This window comes from Bradyrhizobium cenepequi (assembly GCF_020329485.1).
GTDB lineage: Bacteria > Pseudomonadota > Alphaproteobacteria > Rhizobiales > Xanthobacteraceae > Bradyrhizobium > Bradyrhizobium cenepequi.
Genome location: NZ_JAGKJI010000018.1, coordinates 1 through 17798 on the forward strand (window position 1 = coordinate 1; position 17798 = coordinate 17798).

The window sequence follows — 17798 nt, forward strand, 5'->3', positions numbered from 1 at the left end:
GAACAGCCGCTTCCAGATATCCGCCTTCACCCAGTCGCGGAAGCGCGTGAAGACACTGTTCCAGTGGCCGAACGAGGGCGGCAGATCCCGCCAGGGACTGCCGGTTCGCGCGATCCACAGCACGGCCTCGACAAACCGTCGGTTGTCCTTGCCACTGCGGCCGGGATCGCTTGGCTTGCCAAGACAAAGCGGCTCCATCTTCGCCCATTGGGCATCAGTCAAAACGAATCGGTCCATCCATAGCTTGAATCACAACCGAGCCCGGATGAGAATCCTGAATCCCAACAGACCCTAGTCGTCTTTCGTGGAAATTTCTGTGCCGCTCACCAGCGTCACCTCGCCGTCGATCATGGGCTTGGCGACACCGAAGAAACGAAGGACGGCTTCGGAATTGTTGTGCCGATCCATCGCCGCACGATCAACGTAGCGTTCGTAGGTGGTGAACACGCACGGATCCGTCGCGTCCTGCGATATGTAATAGCCGATGGTCGTCGGTTCGTTCGCACGAACGCTCGCGGCGACTTCGAGCAGCGCCTGACGCATGGCGCTCTCGTGGCCGCGCTTGACCCGGATAATCGCCGTGATGGTCAACATGTCGCCCTCCTTTGATCCGCTTAACCATTCAGGCCATGGCGCCGCTCCTGTGCGTAACGCACCAGCGCGGCGAAACGGTAGATGCCGTGGACGAACTTGCCATAGGGCATGGTGATGAACAACGCGAACACGGCGCCGAGGTGCAGTGCGAGCAGCGGTCCCATGGCGGGCGTCGCACGCAACAGCAGCAGCGCCATTCCGGTGATGCCCGTCAAGAACAGCATGGCGATGAAGCCGACATCCATGCCGTAGCTGATATCATCGAGCAGCGCGGGATCGCGTCTTGCCTTCGCGAGCAGCAGCCCGGTCGGCCCGACGATCAGGCCGATGCCGCCGAGCGAGCCGAGCACGACCGGCAGGTCCCACCACGCATAGGGCGCTTCGCGTCCGAGGAAATAGTGATAGAGCGTGGCAACCGATGTCGCGGCGAAGCACAGCAGGAAGCCATAGAACGTAAGGTGGTGATAAAACTTGCGCCGGTCGGTCGGACGATCGTCTTCGTTGTAGCAGCCAACTCCGCCGCCATGGAGATAGCGCAGTTCGCCCGCATCGCGGATCGCCTGGAAGATCGAACCGCCGTCGGCCCGTGCGCCGATCGGCTCGCCGATATCACGCCAGAATGCGCGCACGCTCATGACCAGCGCCACGATCGCATAGAGGAAGGCCGCGCCGAACAGCGCCACCATCGCATTATGCGGCATCAGCCTGTAGAAGGCGCCGGGGCCGGTGTGGACGCCGAAGAGCAAATTCGAATCGTTGATGACTGCGAAGCCGAGAATGAAAGCGGCCATGCTGAACGCCGCAACCAGGCTGATGACGAGTCCGTTGCGTTCGAACACGCCGGACAGCGCGCCCGGCCAGGCATAGGCGGCATAGGATTCGGCGCGTGCCACCGCCAGCGTCTTCGGTACATTGACACTGAATTCATGCGGCGGTGAGAACTGGCAGTCGACATAGCAGGCGCCGCAGGCGTGGCAGAGATTGGCGAGATAGTTGAGGTCGCCGTCGGAGAACGACCGGCGCATCTCCATCGCGGGGAACACCGCGCACAGCCCCTCGCAATAGCGACACGAATTGCAGACCGTCATCAGACGATCGGCTTCCTGCAAGATCCCTGAGCGTGATGTCATCGGTTGAATCGGTCTGTCCGCGAGTTAACTTCACCTCTCCCGCTTGCGGGGGAGGTCGGCGCGTAAGCGCCGGGTGGGGGTTCTTTCCGCTCGCGAGAGCGCCAATCGTGGAGAGACCCCCACCCCGGCTCTCCCCCGCACGCAGGAGAGGGAGTACAGCGCCGATCGCGGATGCAGCCTCTAGTTCCGTGCATTCTTTGCCGCTTCCCGTCCTGCGATCCGGCCGAACACGCTGCCGATGGTCATGCCAATGCCGGCGGCATAGCCGCGTCCCAGCACATTGCCGGCCATAATCTCGCCGGCGGCGAACATGTTGACGGAAGGTTTGCCATCCTTCATCAGCATCCGCGCCTGCTTGTTCACGCGTGTGCCGAGATAGGTGAAGGTGATGCCGGGCCGCACCGGATAGGCGAGATAGGGCGGCGTCTCGATCCGGCGCGCCCAATGCGTCTTCGGCGGCGTGATGCCCTCGGTGCGGCAATCATCGAGAATGGTATGATCGAAGGTGCCGGGCCGCACCGCGGCATTGAATTCGCGGATCGTCTTTTCCAGCGCTGCCGGATCAAGCTCGAGCTTGCCCGCAAGCTCGGCGATCGTCTCGCCGGCGATCGGCGGGAACAGCGTCGGCATGAAGCTGGTCACGACGGTGGAATCGAAAATGATGTAGGCGATCTGGTCGGGCTGCGCCGCGACCAGGCGGCCCCAGATCGCATAACGCTTCGGCCAGATATCCTCGCCCTCGTCGTAGAAGCGCTGGGCACGCTTATTGACGACGATGCCGAACACCACCGAATCGTGCCGTGTGATGATGCCGCCATCGAATTTCGGCGCGCGGGCGTCGATCGCCACCGCGTGGCACTGCGTGGGATCGCCGACCTGCTGCACGCCTTTGGCCAGCAGCATCTTCAGGATCGAGCCGCGATTATAGGGCGTGCCGCGGATCAGGAAATTGTCGGCGGCCTCGCCCCAATATTCCCTGAGCCACTCGATATTGGCCTCGAAACCGCCGGCGGCCGCAACCAGCGTCGCGGCGCGGACCTCCGCCGTACCATCGATCGGCCGCTTCAACTCGGCGGAGAGGAACAGGCCGTCCTCGATCCTGAGATCGACGACTTCGGCGTCGTAGCGGATGTCGACGCCGAGCCGTTCCGCCGTGAGATAGAGCGCGTTCAGCATCGCGCGTCCGCCGCCGAGGAAGAATGAATTGGTGCGGCCGAGGCTGAGCGTGCCGCCGAGCGAGGGTTGCCAGCGCACGCCCTGTTCCACGATCCAGTTTAGGATGTCCTTGGATTCGTGGATCATGAACCTGGCAAGTTCCTCGTCGGTCTGGCCGCCAGTCACGAGCAGCAGGTCTTTCCAGAACTCCTCCTCGGTATAAGGACCGGTCAGGATCTCAGTCGCCGCGTCATGGGCGCAGCGCATGTTGCGCGTGTGGCGCGTATTGCCGCCGCGGTAGAATTTTGGCGCCCCCTCCAGCACCAGCACAGAGGCGCCGGCACGCCGCGCGCTGATCGCAGCGCACAGAGCGGCGTTGCCGCCACCGATCACCAGCACGTCGTATTTGCTGCTCATTCCTTCTGCCCAACAGCGAAAAGCCATTTTCGGCGTTTCTGGAATGCCGGCGCCATTGTCGCTTTTTGTATACAAAGATATACATAAGCCCCGCAAGCATCGTCTTTGCATGGGATTGATGCGCTTGCGGTCGGAGGCAGGATGGCAAAGCGGCCGAACAAGGCGATCGGATCGATTTCGCGCGGTTCCGGCGTTCAACTCGGGGAGGCCGTGTTCCGCTCATTATGTGAGGCGCTGAAGGCCGGAGCCTATCGGGCCGGAGACCGGCTGCGGGAAGAAGAAGTCGCGCAGCGGCTGAAGGTCAGCCGCACTCCGGTGCGCGAGGCACTGGGGCGGCTCGCGGCGCGCGGCTTCGTCACGTCGGCGGGCGGCCGGGGGCTGATCGTCCGCAGCCTCGATGTCGGCGAGGTGCTCGAGCTCTATACCATGCGCGAGATCCTGGAAGGCGCGGCCGCCCGGCTTGCCGCCGAACACGCCTCACCGCCCGAGATCGATGCGCTCGCCGATATCGAGCAGGCGTTTGCGGAATATCCAGACGATACGGCCGAGATGGCAGAGCTCAACCGCGCCTTCCATGAAGCAATCTGCCGCGCGGCGCGCAATCGCTATCTCGATGGCGCCTCCAGGGAGCTGCAGGACTGGATCGCGTTGCTCGGCCCTACCACGTTCTCCGTGGCCGGCCGCCCGTCGACCAGCCGCAAGGAGCATCGGGCCATCATCAATGCCATCGCCGCCCGCGACGGCGACAAGGCGGAGAAGCTGGCGCGCGCCCATATCAGGGAAGCGCTGCGCTGCCGCCTGAAACTTCTGCAGAAGCAGTAGAGCGCGCCGCTATTTCCTTGCTCGTCGCGACACGCGTGCCGACCCCTCGAGCGGAGGAGCGACGTGATCCAGAAGCTCGGTCGGACCGCCGAGCGACCGCGTCAGCCGCGCCGCCGCCTGCGATAGCAGCGACGACATCGTCTTGATGCTGTCCTTGGTGAAGCGCGGCTTGGGTCCGGAAAGCGAGAGCGCGCCGGCAAGCTTCCCGTTCGGCCCGAACACGGGACAGGCGATACCGGCACAGTCCGGGTCGCGCTCGCCGAACGAGACCGCAATGGCGCCCTTCCTGATAGGATCGTAGGCCTCGCCGTTCTCGCCATCGAATGCCAGGATGACTCGTCCGGCAGCGCCGCGGTCGAGCGGCAGCAACATGCCGGCCTCGACGCGGTCGAGCGTCGAATGCTGGGAATCGATGCGAAAGACACACAAGCGGCGCTTGCCATCATGCCGGACGTGGAACGACGGACTTTCCGTACCTGCCGCCACGAGTTGCCTCAGGACCGGCATCACATGGTCATGCAGATTGTTGGCGCGCTGATAGATCGCGCCCAACCGGAACGGCGTCGGCCCGAGCTGGTAGCGTCCCTCGGGGAGCTGCACGAGATAGCCGAATTCCTGCAGCGAGGTCATCAGCCGCAGCAGCGTGCTCTTGTACATCCCGGTGTGCCGGGAGAGCTCGGCGAGACTCATCGGCTCCGGCTTTTCCTCGAACGCACCCAGGATGGTGAGCGCACGGTCGACGGCGGCGACACCGGGCGAACGCATAGTGTCTCCTAGCTGGAGAAGCCAGCGGGATCGATCAGTTTGGCGATGACCGGAAAGTACGCATCCCCCATCCCCTTGTCGATCGTCTCCTCGAAAATGCTGCGCATCAGCGCCGCGCCCCGCAGATTCAAGCCTGCCTGCCCTCCAAGCTCCAGAGCGTAGGTCAGGTCCTTCAGCGCATACTCGGTCGAGAACGCCCGCAGCGGAAACTCTTTCGCAACAATCGCCTTCATGCCGTGGTTGCGAAGCGCAAAGCTGTCCGCCGATCCCTTGGACAGGGTTTCCAGCAGCAGCTTTGGCTCGACGCCGCTGTGGCTCGCAACGGCAACAGCTTCCGCCAGTGCATTGACGGTCTCGAACAGCACCATGTTGTTCAAAATCTTCGTCACCTGGCCCGCGCCGGTGCCGCCGCAAAGCGTGACGTCGGTGGCGAAGTGCCGGATCAGCGGCTCGACCTTGGCAAACGCGTCGGCTGTAGCGCCAACCATCACGCTGAGCGTACCCTCCCGCGCCGCCTGGCGGGTGCGGGCGATCGGCGCGTCGATCCAGAGTGCGCCCTTGTCTGCCAGCCGCCGCGCAAAGTCGCGGGTCATGCCGACCTCGGAGGTACCGAGATCGATCACGGTCTGACCGCTTCGGATGGCCTGCGCGATGCCGCCCTCGACGACCGATGACACGTGGTTCGCGCTCGGCAGACAGATGAAGATGATCTCGCTGCCGCCGACGACATCGGCCACCGACCGGGCGGCCACGGCGCCATCGGCGACGATCCGCGCCAGCGGCTCAGCCGAAAGATCGAATGCCAGCACCTTGCGCCCGCTCTTGCGCACCAGATTGCGGCAGATCGGCTCGCCCATGACGCCAAGACCGATGAATCCGATTGTCCCTGTCATGCAGGCATTCTCCTCAAACTTTGGGGCGGCAACCGATGGGCGCCGTCCGTCTCGATATCTTCACTTCACCAGCGGGCAGCCGCCTTCGCTCATGGGCCGGAACACCTCTGCGCCGGGCCTGGAGCTGACGATCCTGTAGTAGTCGAACTTGTACTTCGATTCGTCCGGCTTCTTCACCTGCACGAGATGCATCGTGTGCAGCACGCGTCCATCGGGGCGGACAGCGACATCCTTGTTGTACATGTCGTTGACCTTCATCTCGTGCATCTTGGCGGCAACGGCGGTCGCATCCGTCGTGCCGGCCGCCTTCACCGCGGCGAGATAATGGTGGACGCCGCTATAGACGCCGGCCTGAACCATGCTTGCGACCTTGCCGTCCATCAACGCCGCATAGCGCTTCGACCAGGCGCGGGTCTCGTCATTGAGGTCCCAGTAGAAGGAGGTCGTCACCTGCAGGCCCTGCGTCGCCTTCAGCCCGAGCGAGTTGACATCGGTAATGAAGACAAGAAGACCGGCCAGCTTCTGCCCGCCCTCGACGATGCCGAACTCGCCGGCCTGCTTGATCGCGGTCTGCACGTCCGCGCCCGATGTCGCAAGCCCCACGACATCGGCCTTGGAGCCTTGCGCCTGCAGCAGGAACGAAGCGAAATCCGCGGTGCCCAGAGGATGCGCGGCCGAACCGATCACCTTGCCGCCGGCGGCTTCGATGAACTTGGTGGCGTCGCGTTGCAACGCGTGGCCGAACGCATAGTCTGCCGTGACGAAGTACCAGGTCTTGCCGCCGGCGCGCGTGATCGCATCGCTGGTCAGCTTCGACAGCGCATAGGTGTCGTAGTTGAAGTGAAAGCTGATCGGCGAGCAGGCCTTTCCAGTGAAGTCGGACGAACCGGGGCCGCTGATGACGAAGATCTTGTTCTTCTGCCGCGCGATTTCGAGGATAGCAAAGCCCGCGGAGGACGCGGCGCCGTCGGCGATCATGTCGACGCCTTCATTGTCGAACCATTTCCGTGCGGTGGCAGAAGCAATGTCCGGCTTGTTCTGGTGATCGGCGGTGATGATCTCGATCTTCTTGCCGAGGATTTCGTTGCCGAAATCCTCCGCCGCAAGCTTCGCCGCTGCGATCGAGCCGCGGCCGCCATTGTCGGCAAACACGCCGGATTGATCGTTGAGCACGCCGATTCGAATAACGTTATCCGCTGCCGACGCGACACTCACCTGCGCGGCCAGCACGGCCGCGATCGTCCAACGCAACTTCATCAATACGCCTCCCTAATTCAAATATTCTGCCCGTTTACGATATCTTGCAGCACCGGAGCGATATAGGCGCGGAACTGCGCTGGATTCTCGCTCATCGGAAAATGGCCAAGCCGTTCCATGATCGTGGCCTTGGCGCCGGGAATGCTCGCGGCGGTGCGTAGCGTGTCCTCCGGCGTGCAGGAGAAATCGTATTCGCCGGTCAGGAGATAGAGCGGGCACTGGCGCACATCGATCTGGCCGACGCGGCCGCGAAGATCACCGTCGACGCGATAGAAATAGAGATCGCCCTTGAAAATGCCGGGACCGCCTTGTTTGTAGCCCCAAAGGGTTTCGTCGCGCGCCACCACTGGGCCGTTCGGTGCGATCAGGCCGGAGACCAGCGCGGCGCAAACTTCGCCGCCATGGACATCGGGCCGGTTCAACCAGGCCGTGTCGTACCAGGGCTGCTGGAAATCAGCGGCCTCTAATCCGATCAGTGCACGAAACTCGCTGGCATGCGATATCGCGAGATTAAGGACGATACGCCCCCCGATCGAGCAGCCCATCACCACCGGACGATCAAGCTTCAGCGCGTTGCAAAAGGCGCGGATCGTGGTTGTGTAGCTTGCCGTCGTCAGCCTGTATTCGTTGCCATACTGGCTGTCCGGCGGGTTCGACTTGCCGTGCCAGGGCATGTCGAACGCGATGATGCGAAACTGCTTGGTGAACTCTTCGTCGACCAGCAAATGGCGCCACTGTCGCGCGTCGGAGCCGGCGGTGTGCAGGCAGACCAGGGGAATGCCGCTGCCACTCTCTTCGAAGTAGATGCGGTTGATCTCACCATCGATCTCGACATGGACGTAACGGCCAACGATCGGTTCGATAAAGCCATTCATGGCGCGCTCCCGAAACTGCTGCGACGCGGCAGCGACAGGAGATCCTTGAAGTACTGCAGGTGCACCATGAAGGGATGCAGATCGCCTTCCAATGTCGCCCCCCCGCGCTTGGTGAGCGCGAGCAGATCGTGCCAGCCCGGCGGCGGCATCGCCTGCCAATAGGCGTGATACGCGGCCGGCGTCGCGCGATAGGCGAAACGCCAGGACCGCATCAGCACCGGCGCGGGGCTCATATCGAGGATGCGCCCACCGCGGATGGTCACATGAAAGGGCTGCACCGTGGGCCCGAGCAGACACTCCACGTCGAGCAGTCGGCCGCGGCCGATCAGCTTCTCATCGCGCGACAGCAATTCCGGAATGATCTTGAACGCTTCGACGACCTGATCGTCGAACCCGACGGATGGCCGGTCGGTCGATGCCGCATCAGGGTTCACGCTCGATTCCTCCAACCCGACTGTTCTGCGCAGCAGAACGTTGTTCTATTTTACTGCTACCCCTTTACACTCACTTCCCGACCGAACTCAAGGGGATCGGCGACATCTGGTGAATGGTAGTCGAGCGAACCCTATAGGTATTTTCTCCGCGCGATCCGAGGGGGCGCGGGCATCATCACAATGACAGTCGGTATGAATCTGAGACGGGCAACGTGCCGAGGGAATTCTCGGTACTGCAGCAGAGAATGTCATCGCGGTTGGCCGCGCGGATAACGTCGAACGCAAGCGCGTGTATCGCAGCCGGCGTCAAAGCGGATTTCGATCAAGCTGCCCGAGCGCTCAATGCACCCGAGCAGCGGCCGTTTTGAACGCTAAAGTCACCCCCGCTGTTGCGGAGCTTCGTCGTCCCGTTGTGAGCTGACGTCATCGGCCGCCGGGAATATGGCGTCGTAGATCGCGCGCGCTTCTCTGATAAGCCGAGCCCGCTCAAGCTCAGACTTTGGAACAAATCGAACGACCTCACCCATATGCGGCTCCAAGCAAGATCGGGGCAATCCCCTCTTAAATGACGGATATCATCTCAAATAAATGGTGAAGCCTGCCTGGATCGACATCCGATATGTCCCGATGCGGGCATAAAAAGGTCGTGAAAGCGCGTGAGAGAGGGAACCGACAGTCCGTGACCATCGCCGCATTGCCTGCGCAGCGCAGCCGCGCATGGCGAGCACGAGAAGCGGAACGGCGGCCAGCACGATGCGAACTGGCCGGACTGGTACGCCGAATACATCGTCAATGAACAGGCCGGCAAACCGCTGCCATCATAGTGGCGGCGCTGCCCGTAGAGAGGCAGCGCGTCGGCCAGTCACAGCCCCATGAACCGGAGCGGCGACTGGCCGCGGAGTGGCTGCGCTGCCCCTCAGGCCCGCTGCGGCATCGCCACGGGCAAGTCGTGCTGCACGACGGGCTCGTCGGCGGCGATGTCCTCCCGATAGGTCTCAGGCCCGATCCAGATCGCGATCACCGTACACAGCGACAGGAACATCGCGTAGCAGGCGACCGGCCACCAGCTGCCGTAAGCGGCGACCAGCGCCGTTGCGACGAACGGCGCCGGACCGCCGGCGAGCAGCGAGCCGAGCTCGCGCGCAAACGCGAATCCGGCAAAGCGCCGCTGCGGCGGGAACAGCTCGGCGAAATACGCAGCTTGCGGTCCAAACATCGCGGCCGTCACCACGGCGCGGGCCAGGATGAAGGCCACCGCGATCCAGATCCATTCCTTGGTCCCGACCATCCAGAAGAACGGGAAAGCCAGCGCCACGCCCGCGAGTGCGCCAAACAGATAGACCGGCCGCCGTCCGATGCGATCCGACAGCGCCGCGAAGCCGAGGATCGCAAACAGTTCGATGGTGAATGCGAGCATCAGCGCGCTCAGCGCCTCCGATTTCGGTACGCCCACCGTCGTGATGACATAGCTGAGCCCGAACACGGGGAAGAAATAGCCGAGCCCGTTCTCGGCCATCCGCGCTCCCAGCACGACCAGGAAGTTGCGCGGATGCTGGCGCAGCGCCTCCATGGCCGGGTTGCGCTCGACCTTCCCGCGCGCGACGACGGCCTCGGTAAAGACAGGTGTTTCCGCCACGCGCAGGCGGACGAAGAGGCCGACCAGAATCAACAGGAAGCTCGCCAGGAACGGCAGGCGCCAGCCCCAGCTCAGCATCGCCTCGCGCGGCAGCATGGTCACAAGCGCAAAGGCGCCGGCGGCAAGCAGATTGCCGACCGACACGCCGAGCGGCGCGAAGCCGCCCCAAAAGCCGCGATGCCTGCGTGGTGCGTTCTCCACGAGATAGATCACGGCGCCGCCATATTCGGCTCCGGCACCGAGGCCCTGTACCACGCGCATCGCGACCAACAGCAATGGCGCCCAGATCCCGATCTGCGCGTAGGTCGGCAACAGGCCGATCGCGGTGGTGCCGACGCCGATCATCAAGAGCGTTGCAACCAGCACCGGCTTGCGGCCATAGCGATCGCCCATGATGCCAAAAATGATGCCGCCCAAGGGGCGCACCACGAAGCCGACGCCGAAGGTCAGGAACGCCAGCAGCGTTCCGACGACGGGATCGCTCTTGGGGAAGAACAGCTCGGCGAACACCAGCGCGGCCGCGGTGCCGTAGAGGAAGAAGTCATACCATTCGAGCGCGGAGCCGACGCTCGCAGCAAGGATCACACGTAAACGCGATTGGCCGGCGCCGCCGGCCTTGAGCTCGGTCATTGGTTTCCATCCCTGTTGGTTTGTTTATTGGTCGTCGCAAGCGCGAAGCCCGCGGGTGTTGCTCCCCGCGGGCTTCGTCGGAATTCTTCAGGCGGCGCGCGTGAAGTAGGTCTTCTTCGATGCGGACTGCGTTTCGTAGATCGAGCCCTGGCGCTTGGGCGGCGGCAGCGGCACGCGCACCGGAACGCTGGTCATGCGCGGCGCGACCACCGAGCCCCCGGCGAGCAGGCGGCTGTCGTACTCGGCAAAATCCTTCACGCCCATCAGCGGCCAGGCATCGCTCGCCGCGACTTCATAGAGCAGGAGGTTGCGCGGGCGGTTCGACGTGTTGGTGGCCGAGCCGTGCAGCGCGCGCACGTGATGGAACGACATGCTGCCGGCCTTGCCGATGCAGGGCACGGCACGCTTGATCTCGTCCTGAATCAGGTCGGGATCGATCAGCCCGGCGAAGCAGCCGTCCTCGCCGTGATGATTCCACATACTATCGCCGACATGCGAGCCGGGCGTCACCAGCATCGGCCCATTCTCCAGGTCGCAGTCGTCGAGCAGCACGCCGATCGCAAGGATGTCGTCATTGGTGTGGGGATAGAACGCCCAGTCCTGGTGCCATTCGACCGGCGATCCGTACTGCGCGGACTTCATGTTGAGCTTGGAGCCGTGCAGGCGCAGGCCGGGTCCGATCAGCTTGGTGAGAATGGAGATGACGGGCTCGCTGCGCACGATCTGATCGAAAATCGGATGCACCTTGTGCGGCGCCTTGATGCGGCGGACCCGCGGATTATCAGGGGTGTGGCCGGGTTCGAGGTCATAGACGTCGGTGTGCTCGGTCACGTCAGCCGCGCCGGCGACCAGTTCGGCCAGCACCATGCGGATCCGCGCCAGAATATCCTTGTCGAGCACCTCAGGGACGACAATCACCCCGTCGCGCCGATAGGCTTGGACCATTTCGTCTGAAATCATGCGGCGGTTCCTCCTTTATTATGCTAGCGCTATCACGGCCATATGTTAGCGCTATCATTGAGAATGCTAGCGCTGTCACTATGGATGCGCAATCCGGAATCGTGCAGATTCATGACCGCCATGAGTTCCCAGTTGACCGAGACCGAAACCAGTTCCAGCCAGATCGCCCCGACGCTGTCGGCGGTGGCCAAACGCGCCGGTGTTTCATCGATCACCGTGAGCCGCGTGGTCCGGCTGCCGGAGCTGGTCGCGCCGGAGACCCGCGCCAGGGTCGAAAAGGCAATGCGGGAACTTGGCTACGTGCCGAACCTGGTCGCCGGAGCGCTTGCGAGCGCGAAGACCAATTCGGTCGGCGTGCTGGTGCCGACGATCGCGAACTCGATCTTTGCCGACACCGTGCAGGGTCTCTCCGACAAGCTCGAGCCGCTCGGCTGTTCCGTGATCCTTGCGCAGTCGCGCTACGATGCGGCGCGCGAGGACCGCATGCTCGCGGCGCTGCTGTCGCGGCGGCCGGAGGCGATCATCATGGTCGGCTCGCCCGCGACTGAGGATGGCAAGCGCCTGCTGCGCCACGCGCGCATTCCGATCGTTGAGACCTGGGAGCTGCCGATCGATCCGATCGATGCCGTTGCGGGTTTCGATAATTATCAAGCCGGCGTGGCCGTCGCGCGCCACTTCGTCGCGGAGGGCCGTCAGCATCTCGCCTTCATCGGCGGCGACGACCCGCGCGGCACACGGCGATGGCTCGGCTTCCACGACCACGCGCTGGCGTGCGGGCTATCGCCGCCGCGGCGGCTGATCCTCGAACGCAACGCCTCCGGCAGCGTCGCCGCGCACGCGAATTTGCCTGGCGTCGATGCCGTGTTCGCAGCCAATGACGCCCACGCCATCGGCTTCATGGCTGGCCTGCGCAAGGCGGGATTGCTGCGCGACGGCCCCGCCTCGGCGCAGCCGGTCGCGGTCATCGGCCTCGGCGATCTCGAGATGGGACGGCTGATCGCGCCGAGTCTCAGCACCATCAGCGTCCATGGCGATGCGATCGGCTGCACCGCGGCGACACTGACGCTTGAGCGCGGCGGCGAACGCCGCATCGATCTCGGCTTCGAGCTGGTGCTGCGCGACAGCGGCTAGCGCATGATGAGATGAGGTCGAGTTAGTGCCACGCCGGAGGTGCCTCACCTCTCCCCATCGGGGAGAGGTCGGATCGCATCGCAAGATGCGATCCGGGTGAGGGGATGAATTCCAACGAGGGAGTGTAACCCCTCACCCGGCGCTACGCGCCGACCTCTCCCTATGGGAGAGGTAAACAACTCTCGGCCCAGCGCGCCATCAACGTGTTCGACGGCAAGGACTCGTCGACCAGCTTCTTCGCGGTCTCGACGCCGGCCACCGGAAGCTTCGCAGGATCGAGCAACCCGATCTGCACCAGTACCGAGGCCTGATCCCAATAGATATGCTCATTGTAGAGCTTGTCGCCGCGGAAGCGGACGATCGCGACCAGCGGGATCTCCACATATTTGCCGGTCGGCGGGATGCCCGGCAGCATCCAGTCGATCTCGATGTCATGGGTGAAGCAGAACAGCATCTCGTCGACAATGCGGTCGGCACCAATGGTGCGCGAGATCGGCACCAGCTTGGTGTCCTGCGGGGTCTTCGGGATGAAATGGTTCTTGTAGAAGCGGAGCAGGTCGCGATAGCCGACGCCGCCCGTCATGGTCGGAATGTGGTTGACATAGGGCTCGGCGACCATGGTCTTCATGGTCTCCTCCGCCGAGCGCGTCACGAATTCGAGTTCGGTATGCCTGTCCCACAATGCGGAGAGATCGTACTGAGGCCCCAGCACCTTCCGGAACAGCGCGATCGAGCGCGTATGCGCCATCAGCGTCGCGGGCTTGTTGAAGCTCGCCCGCTCCGGCGCCGCGAACGCGTGGTCGCAACCGGGATAAAGATAGAATTCGACGTCGGGACGTCCCGCGAACGCCGCCTTGATCTGTTCGCGTGCTTCCGCCGGCGCAAAGCGGTCGAGCTCGGCGAAATGAAAGACCATCGGCGCCTTGATATTAGCGATCTCGCCAAGATTGCCCTCGATGCCGACGCCGTAATAGCTGACGGCGCAATCGACGTCGGTGCGCGCGGCGGCGAGATAAGCGAGCCTGCCGCCCAGGCAGAAGCCGAGCGCGCCGACCTTGCCCCTGCATTCGCGACGCGCGCGCAGGACCTTCAGCGCATCGCTCGCATCCTTGATCGACTGCTCGACATCGAAGCGCTGGTAGTAGCCCATCGCCTTGCCGAAATCGGCCTCGCTGTAGCCGAGCTCGACGCCCGGCTCCATGCGCCAGAACAGATCCGGCGCGAGCACGACGTAGCCTTCCTCAGCGTAGTAGTCCGCCACCGCGCGCATCGAGGCATTGACACCGAAGATTTCCTGCAGCAGCAGGATGCCGGGACCGGAGCCCGAGGCGGGAACGGAGAGATATCCCCTGAAGCTGCCGCCGTCCGTTGCAGCGATGTCGATCCACTGTCCCGCCATCGTTCGATCTCCTCTCGTCAGCATGATCGTTTGGGTGTCATGCTCGAAGCGTTCAATGCCGGCGATGACGCGATGAAGACTTTGGCGTGCGCTGCTCGCGCAATGCATCGGCCGACAAAGAAACCACTTCGGAAATCTGCATAAGCTGCCTGGCTAGAGGGCTGGTCCTGCGCCAGACCATGCCGATGGTTCGCGAGGGTTGCGGATCCTTGAAGCGGGCGACGGATACCGATGCCGAACGCGTCTCCACCGCGACAGCCATTTCCGGGATGAAGGTGACGCCGATGCCGGCGCCGACCATCTGAACGAGGGTGGACAGCGAGCTCGCTTCCAGCACTTCCCGCGGCGGCGCCGACTGCATGTTGCAGAACGACAGCGCCTGATCGCGAAAGCAATGTCCCTCCTCCAAGAGGAGAAGCTTCATTTCGCGCAGCGCCTCGCTGCTCGGGACCGGCGTTCCCTCATCCTCGCCCGGCCGCACCAAAAGGAAATTCTCCGTGAACAGCGCGACCTCGGTCAGCGAGGGCTCGGATACCGGCAGGGCGACAATGGCCGTGTCGAGCCGGCCTTCGCCAAGCTCCTTGATCAGCTTCGGCGTCACCGTCTCACGGACGTGAATGTCGAGTTCGGGATGGATCTGGGTGAGATTGCCGATCACCTTGGGCAGCAGATAGGGCGCGATCGTCGGGATCATGCCGATGCGGAGCCGGCCGACGAGCTGGTCCCGCGACGCGCGCGCGAAATCGCCGAGTTCATCGACCGAGCGCAGGATTTCGCGGACACGCTGGGCGAGTTCTTCGCCGAACTTCGTCAGCACGACCTGTCGTGCGCTGCGCTCGAACAGCACGCCGCCGAGCGCTTCTTCCAGCTCCTTGATCTGCATCGACAACGCTGGCTGCGTGATGGCGCATGCCTCCGCTGCGCGACCGAAATGGCCGTGACGCGCCACCGCGTCAAAATAGCGAAGCTGTCGGAGGGTAAACTGGATCATCAGAATATCTTATCGCAACAATCACGAAAGTCAATTTCACCTGATGATATCGATTGTTTAGACTTGTTCCAGACAACCCACCAGAAACTGCCGCAGGAGGCGATAATGGATGACAAGACAAAATGCCCGGTCTCGGGTGCAAGACACGGATTTGCCAACCGTGACTGGTGGCCAAACCATTTGGACATCCAGGTCCTGCATCGGAATTCAAGCCTGTCCGATCCGATGGACAAGGATTACAACTACGCCAAGGAATTCAAGACGCTCGACCTGAACGCGGTCATCAAGGATCTGCATGCTCTGATGACGGAGTCGCAGGAGTGGTGGCCCGCCGACTTCGGCCACTATGGCGGCCTGATCATTCGCATGGCGTGGCACAGCGCAGGCACTTACCGCATCACCGATGGCCGCGGCGGCGCCGGCGCCGGTCAGCAGCGCTTCGCGCCACTCAACAGCTGGCCTGACAACGCGAACCTCGACAAGGCGCGCCGGCTGCTCTGGCCGGTCAAGCAGAAGTACGGCAGCAAGATCTCCTGGGCCGACCTGATGATTCTCGCCGGCAACGTCGCCCTCGAGTCGATGGGCTTCAAGACCTTCGGCTTTGCCGGCGGCCGCGCCGATGTCTGGGAGCCTGAAGAGCTGTACTGGGGTCCCGAGGGCACCTGGCTGGGCGACGAACGCTACAGCGGCGAGCGCCAGCTCGCCGAGCCGCTCGGCGCGGTGCAGATGGGCCTCATCTACGTCAACCCGGAAGGACCGAACGGCAAGCCCGACCCGGTCGCCGCCGCGCATGACATCCGCGAGACGTTCTTCCGCATGGCGATGAATGACGAGGAGACCGTCGCGCTGATTGCCGGCGGCCACACCTTCGGAAAAACCCACGGCGCAGGCGATCCGTCCCTCATCGGTCCGGAGCCGGAAAGCGGCGCGCTCGAGGATCAGGGCCTCGGGTGGAAGAGCAAATTCGGCACCGGCGTCGGGGCTGACGCTATCACCGGTGGTCCTGAAGTCATCTGGTCGCAGACCCCGACGAAGTGGAGCAACTACTTCTTCGAGAACCTGTTCAAATATGAATGGGAGCTGGTGAAGAGCCCGGCAGGCGCATGGCAATGGCAGGCAAAGGGAGCCGACGCGATCGTTCCGGATCCCTTCGACAAGTCGAAGAAGCGCGTGCCGACCATGCTGACCACCGATCTGTCGCTGCGCATGGACCCGGCCTACGAGAAGATCTCGCGTCGCTTCTACGAGCATCCCGACCAGTTCGCGGACGCGTTTGCCCGCGCATGGTTCAAGCTCACCCATCGCGACATGGGCCCGATCGTGCGCTACCTCGGCCCGCTGGTGCCGAAGGAGACGTTGATCTGGCAGGACCCGATCCCGGCGGTTGATCATCCGCTGATCGACGACAAGGACGTCGAAGCGCTGAAGGCGAAGATGCTCGCCTCCGGCCTGTCGGTGTCCCAGCTGGTGTCGGCGGCCTGGGCCTCGGCGTCCACCTTCCGCGGTTCGGACAAGCGCGGCGGTGCGAACGGCGCCCGCATTCGCTTGAGCCCGCAGAAGGACTGGGAGGTGAACGAGCCGGCGCAGCTCAAGACCGTGCTGCAGAAACTCGAAGCCATCCAGAGCGAGTTCAACGGATCGCAAAAGGGCGGCAAGAAGGTTTCGCTCGCCGATCTGATCGTTCTCGCCGGCTGTGCCGCGGTGGAGAAAGCGGCGAAAGACGGCGGCACTGACGTGAAGGTCCCCTTCACGCCGGGACGCGCGGATGCGTCACAGGATCAGACCGATGTCGCCTCTTTCGCTCCGCTCGAGCCACGGGCCGACGGTTTCCGCAACTACATTGGCAAGAGGCATCAGTTCATGCTGCCTGAGGAGGCGTTGGTGGACCGTGCGCAACTGCTGCGGCTCACCGGCCCGGAGATGACGGCCCTCATCGGCGGACTGCGCGTCCTCGGCGCCAATGTCGGCCAGTCGAAGCACGGCGTCTTTACCGACAAGCCCGGAAAGCTGACGAACGACTTCTTCCTGAACCTGCTCGACATGCGTACGCAATGGAGCGACAAGGGAGATGGCGTCTACGAAGGCCGCGACCGCAAGACCAACGAGCTCAAGTGGACCGGCACCCGCGTCGACCTGATCTTCGGTTCGCACTCGCAGCTGCGCGCGTTCGGCGAGGTCTATGCCTGCGCGGACTCGAAGGAGAAGTTCGTGAAGGATTTCGTGGCGGCCTGGACCAAGGTGATGAACCTCGATCGCTTCGACCTTAGCAGCCGCTTGACGCCCTGAAGGCTTTTGCAAGCCATAGACTGGAAATCGGAGAGGGCGGCGTTTCAAGGCAAACGCCGCCCTCTTTGCGTTCACCGTTCGCACGGCAATCCCACACCGGATTTCATTGCGGCGCAGCATGCAAAATGAGACTGCCCGTCAAGCCGCGCGGCGTGGAGATGTCCGCGCTGCATCGGCCATCGGTTAGCCTTCACCCAACAACCAGACGTCGCGAAAGCCGCAAACGCGCGGCCGCATGCAAGACGCTGCAAAACGGGAGGAGGAGAGCAATGCTAAAAGGCAGTGTGGGACTGATCGCGCTAGGCAGCCTGCCGCGGTATAGCCGGCGAGCGCCGCCGAATAGGAGGCGCAATCCAAACAGCAGCGCCGATGTCGGGACGCGGAGCCGGTCGGAAAGCCGACCGGCTGACCAATCAATCAGGA

The 17798-nt window shown here is 63.4% G+C and carries 16 protein-coding genes and 1 pseudogene; 4 read left to right on the plus strand and 13 right to left on the minus strand.

Features of this window, described 5'->3' with window-relative positions:
* The 4 genes from J6497_RS19605 to tcuA form a co-directional block, all read right to left on the minus strand.
* Positions 1-237, minus strand: a 237-nt coding sequence (locus tag J6497_RS19605) for a transposase (RefSeq protein WP_225704199.1), incomplete at its 3' end; no start/stop codon positions are given.
* A gap of 54 nt (positions 238-291) precedes the next feature.
* Complete coding sequence (locus tag J6497_RS19610; RefSeq protein WP_225705922.1) at positions 292-594, minus strand: putative quinol monooxygenase; 303 nt, start codon at positions 592-594, stop codon at positions 292-294.
* Positions 595-614: 20 nt separating this feature from the next.
* Entirely contained in the window at positions 615-1724 is a 1110-nt protein-coding gene (tcuB, locus tag J6497_RS19615; protein ID WP_225705923.1) for a tricarballylate utilization 4Fe-4S protein TcuB, read from the minus strand.
* A gap of 180 nt (positions 1725-1904) precedes the next feature.
* The gene (tcuA, locus tag J6497_RS19620; RefSeq protein WP_225705924.1) at positions 1905-3296 is read right to left on the minus strand and encodes an FAD-dependent tricarballylate dehydrogenase TcuA; all 1392 of its coding nucleotides are present in this window, start codon (positions 3294-3296) and stop codon (positions 1905-1907) included.
* Positions 3297-3437: 141 nt separating this feature from the next.
* On the opposite strand from tcuA, the gene J6497_RS19625 reads away from it, so the two are divergent.
* Positions 3438-4118, plus strand: a complete 681-nt coding sequence (locus J6497_RS19625; RefSeq protein ID WP_225705925.1) for a GntR family transcriptional regulator — start codon at positions 3438-3440, stop codon at positions 4116-4118.
* Between the two features lie 9 nt (positions 4119-4127).
* Here the strand turns inward: J6497_RS19625 and J6497_RS19630 are convergent, their stop codons facing one another.
* The 5 genes from J6497_RS19630 to J6497_RS19650 are packed head-to-tail and all read right to left on the minus strand — an operon-like array spanning position 4128 to position 8342.
* The gene (locus tag J6497_RS19630; protein WP_225705926.1) at positions 4128-4883 is read right to left on the minus strand and encodes an IclR family transcriptional regulator; all 756 of its coding nucleotides are present in this window, start codon (positions 4881-4883) and stop codon (positions 4128-4130) included.
* Between the two features lie 8 nt (positions 4884-4891).
* On the minus strand, positions 4892-5776 hold the full coding sequence (locus tag J6497_RS19635) for an NAD(P)-dependent oxidoreductase (RefSeq protein ID WP_225705927.1): 885 nt from the start codon (positions 5774-5776) through the stop codon (positions 4892-4894).
* 60 nt (positions 5777-5836) lie between these two features.
* Positions 5837-7033 carry an ABC transporter substrate-binding protein gene (locus J6497_RS19640; protein WP_225705928.1) on the minus strand — a complete coding sequence of 399 codons (1197 nt, stop codon included), beginning with the start codon at positions 7031-7033 and terminating at the stop codon, positions 5837-5839.
* A gap of 17 nt (positions 7034-7050) precedes the next feature.
* Entirely contained in the window at positions 7051-7908 is an 858-nt protein-coding gene (locus J6497_RS19645) for an alpha/beta fold hydrolase (RefSeq protein WP_225705929.1), read from the minus strand.
* Positions 7905-8342, minus strand: a complete 438-nt coding sequence (locus J6497_RS19650) for a hypothetical protein (protein ID WP_225705930.1) — start codon at positions 8340-8342, stop codon at positions 7905-7907. Before J6497_RS19650 ends, J6497_RS19645 begins: the two co-directional genes overlap by 4 nt.
* A 701-nt stretch (positions 8343-9043) precedes the next feature.
* On the opposite strand from J6497_RS19650, the pseudogene J6497_RS19655 reads away from it, so the two are divergent.
* A pseudogene (locus tag J6497_RS19655) lies at positions 9044-9166 on the plus strand (VOC family protein); the annotation flags it as partial.
* A gap of 92 nt (positions 9167-9258) precedes the next feature.
* Here the strand turns inward: J6497_RS19655 and J6497_RS19660 are convergent.
* Both J6497_RS19660 and J6497_RS19665 read right to left on the minus strand, forming a co-directional pair.
* Positions 9259-10608, minus strand: a complete 1350-nt coding sequence (locus J6497_RS19660; RefSeq protein WP_225705931.1) for an MFS transporter — start codon at positions 10606-10608, stop codon at positions 9259-9261.
* An 87-nt stretch (positions 10609-10695) separates the two neighbouring features.
* Positions 10696-11568 (minus strand): phytanoyl-CoA dioxygenase family protein, encoded by an 873-nt coding sequence (locus J6497_RS19665; protein ID WP_225705932.1) that lies wholly within the window; start codon positions 11566-11568, stop codon positions 10696-10698.
* 132 nt (positions 11569-11700) lie between these two features.
* Here J6497_RS19665 and J6497_RS19670 point away from each other — a divergent pair, with 132 nt between their 5' ends.
* A complete protein-coding gene (locus J6497_RS19670; RefSeq protein WP_225705933.1) occupies positions 11701-12699 on the plus strand; it encodes a LacI family DNA-binding transcriptional regulator in 999 nt (332 codons plus the stop codon).
* A 160-nt stretch (positions 12700-12859) separates the two neighbouring features.
* Here J6497_RS19670 and J6497_RS19675 read toward each other — a convergent pair whose 3' ends face one another.
* Complete coding sequence (locus J6497_RS19675; protein WP_225705934.1) at positions 12860-14098, minus strand: dienelactone hydrolase family protein; 1239 nt, start codon at positions 14096-14098, stop codon at positions 12860-12862.
* Positions 14099-14150: 52 nt separating this feature from the next.
* The gene (locus J6497_RS19680) at positions 14151-15089 is read right to left on the minus strand and encodes a hydrogen peroxide-inducible genes activator (protein ID WP_225705935.1); all 939 of its coding nucleotides are present in this window, start codon (positions 15087-15089) and stop codon (positions 14151-14153) included.
* A gap of 105 nt (positions 15090-15194) precedes the next feature.
* Between J6497_RS19680 and katG the strand changes: the two genes are divergently transcribed.
* Positions 15195-17375 carry a catalase/peroxidase HPI gene (gene katG, locus J6497_RS19685; RefSeq protein ID WP_225705936.1) on the plus strand — a complete coding sequence of 727 codons (2181 nt, stop codon included), beginning with the start codon at positions 15195-15197 and terminating at the stop codon, positions 17373-17375.
* Positions 17376-17798 lie beyond the last annotated feature (423 nt).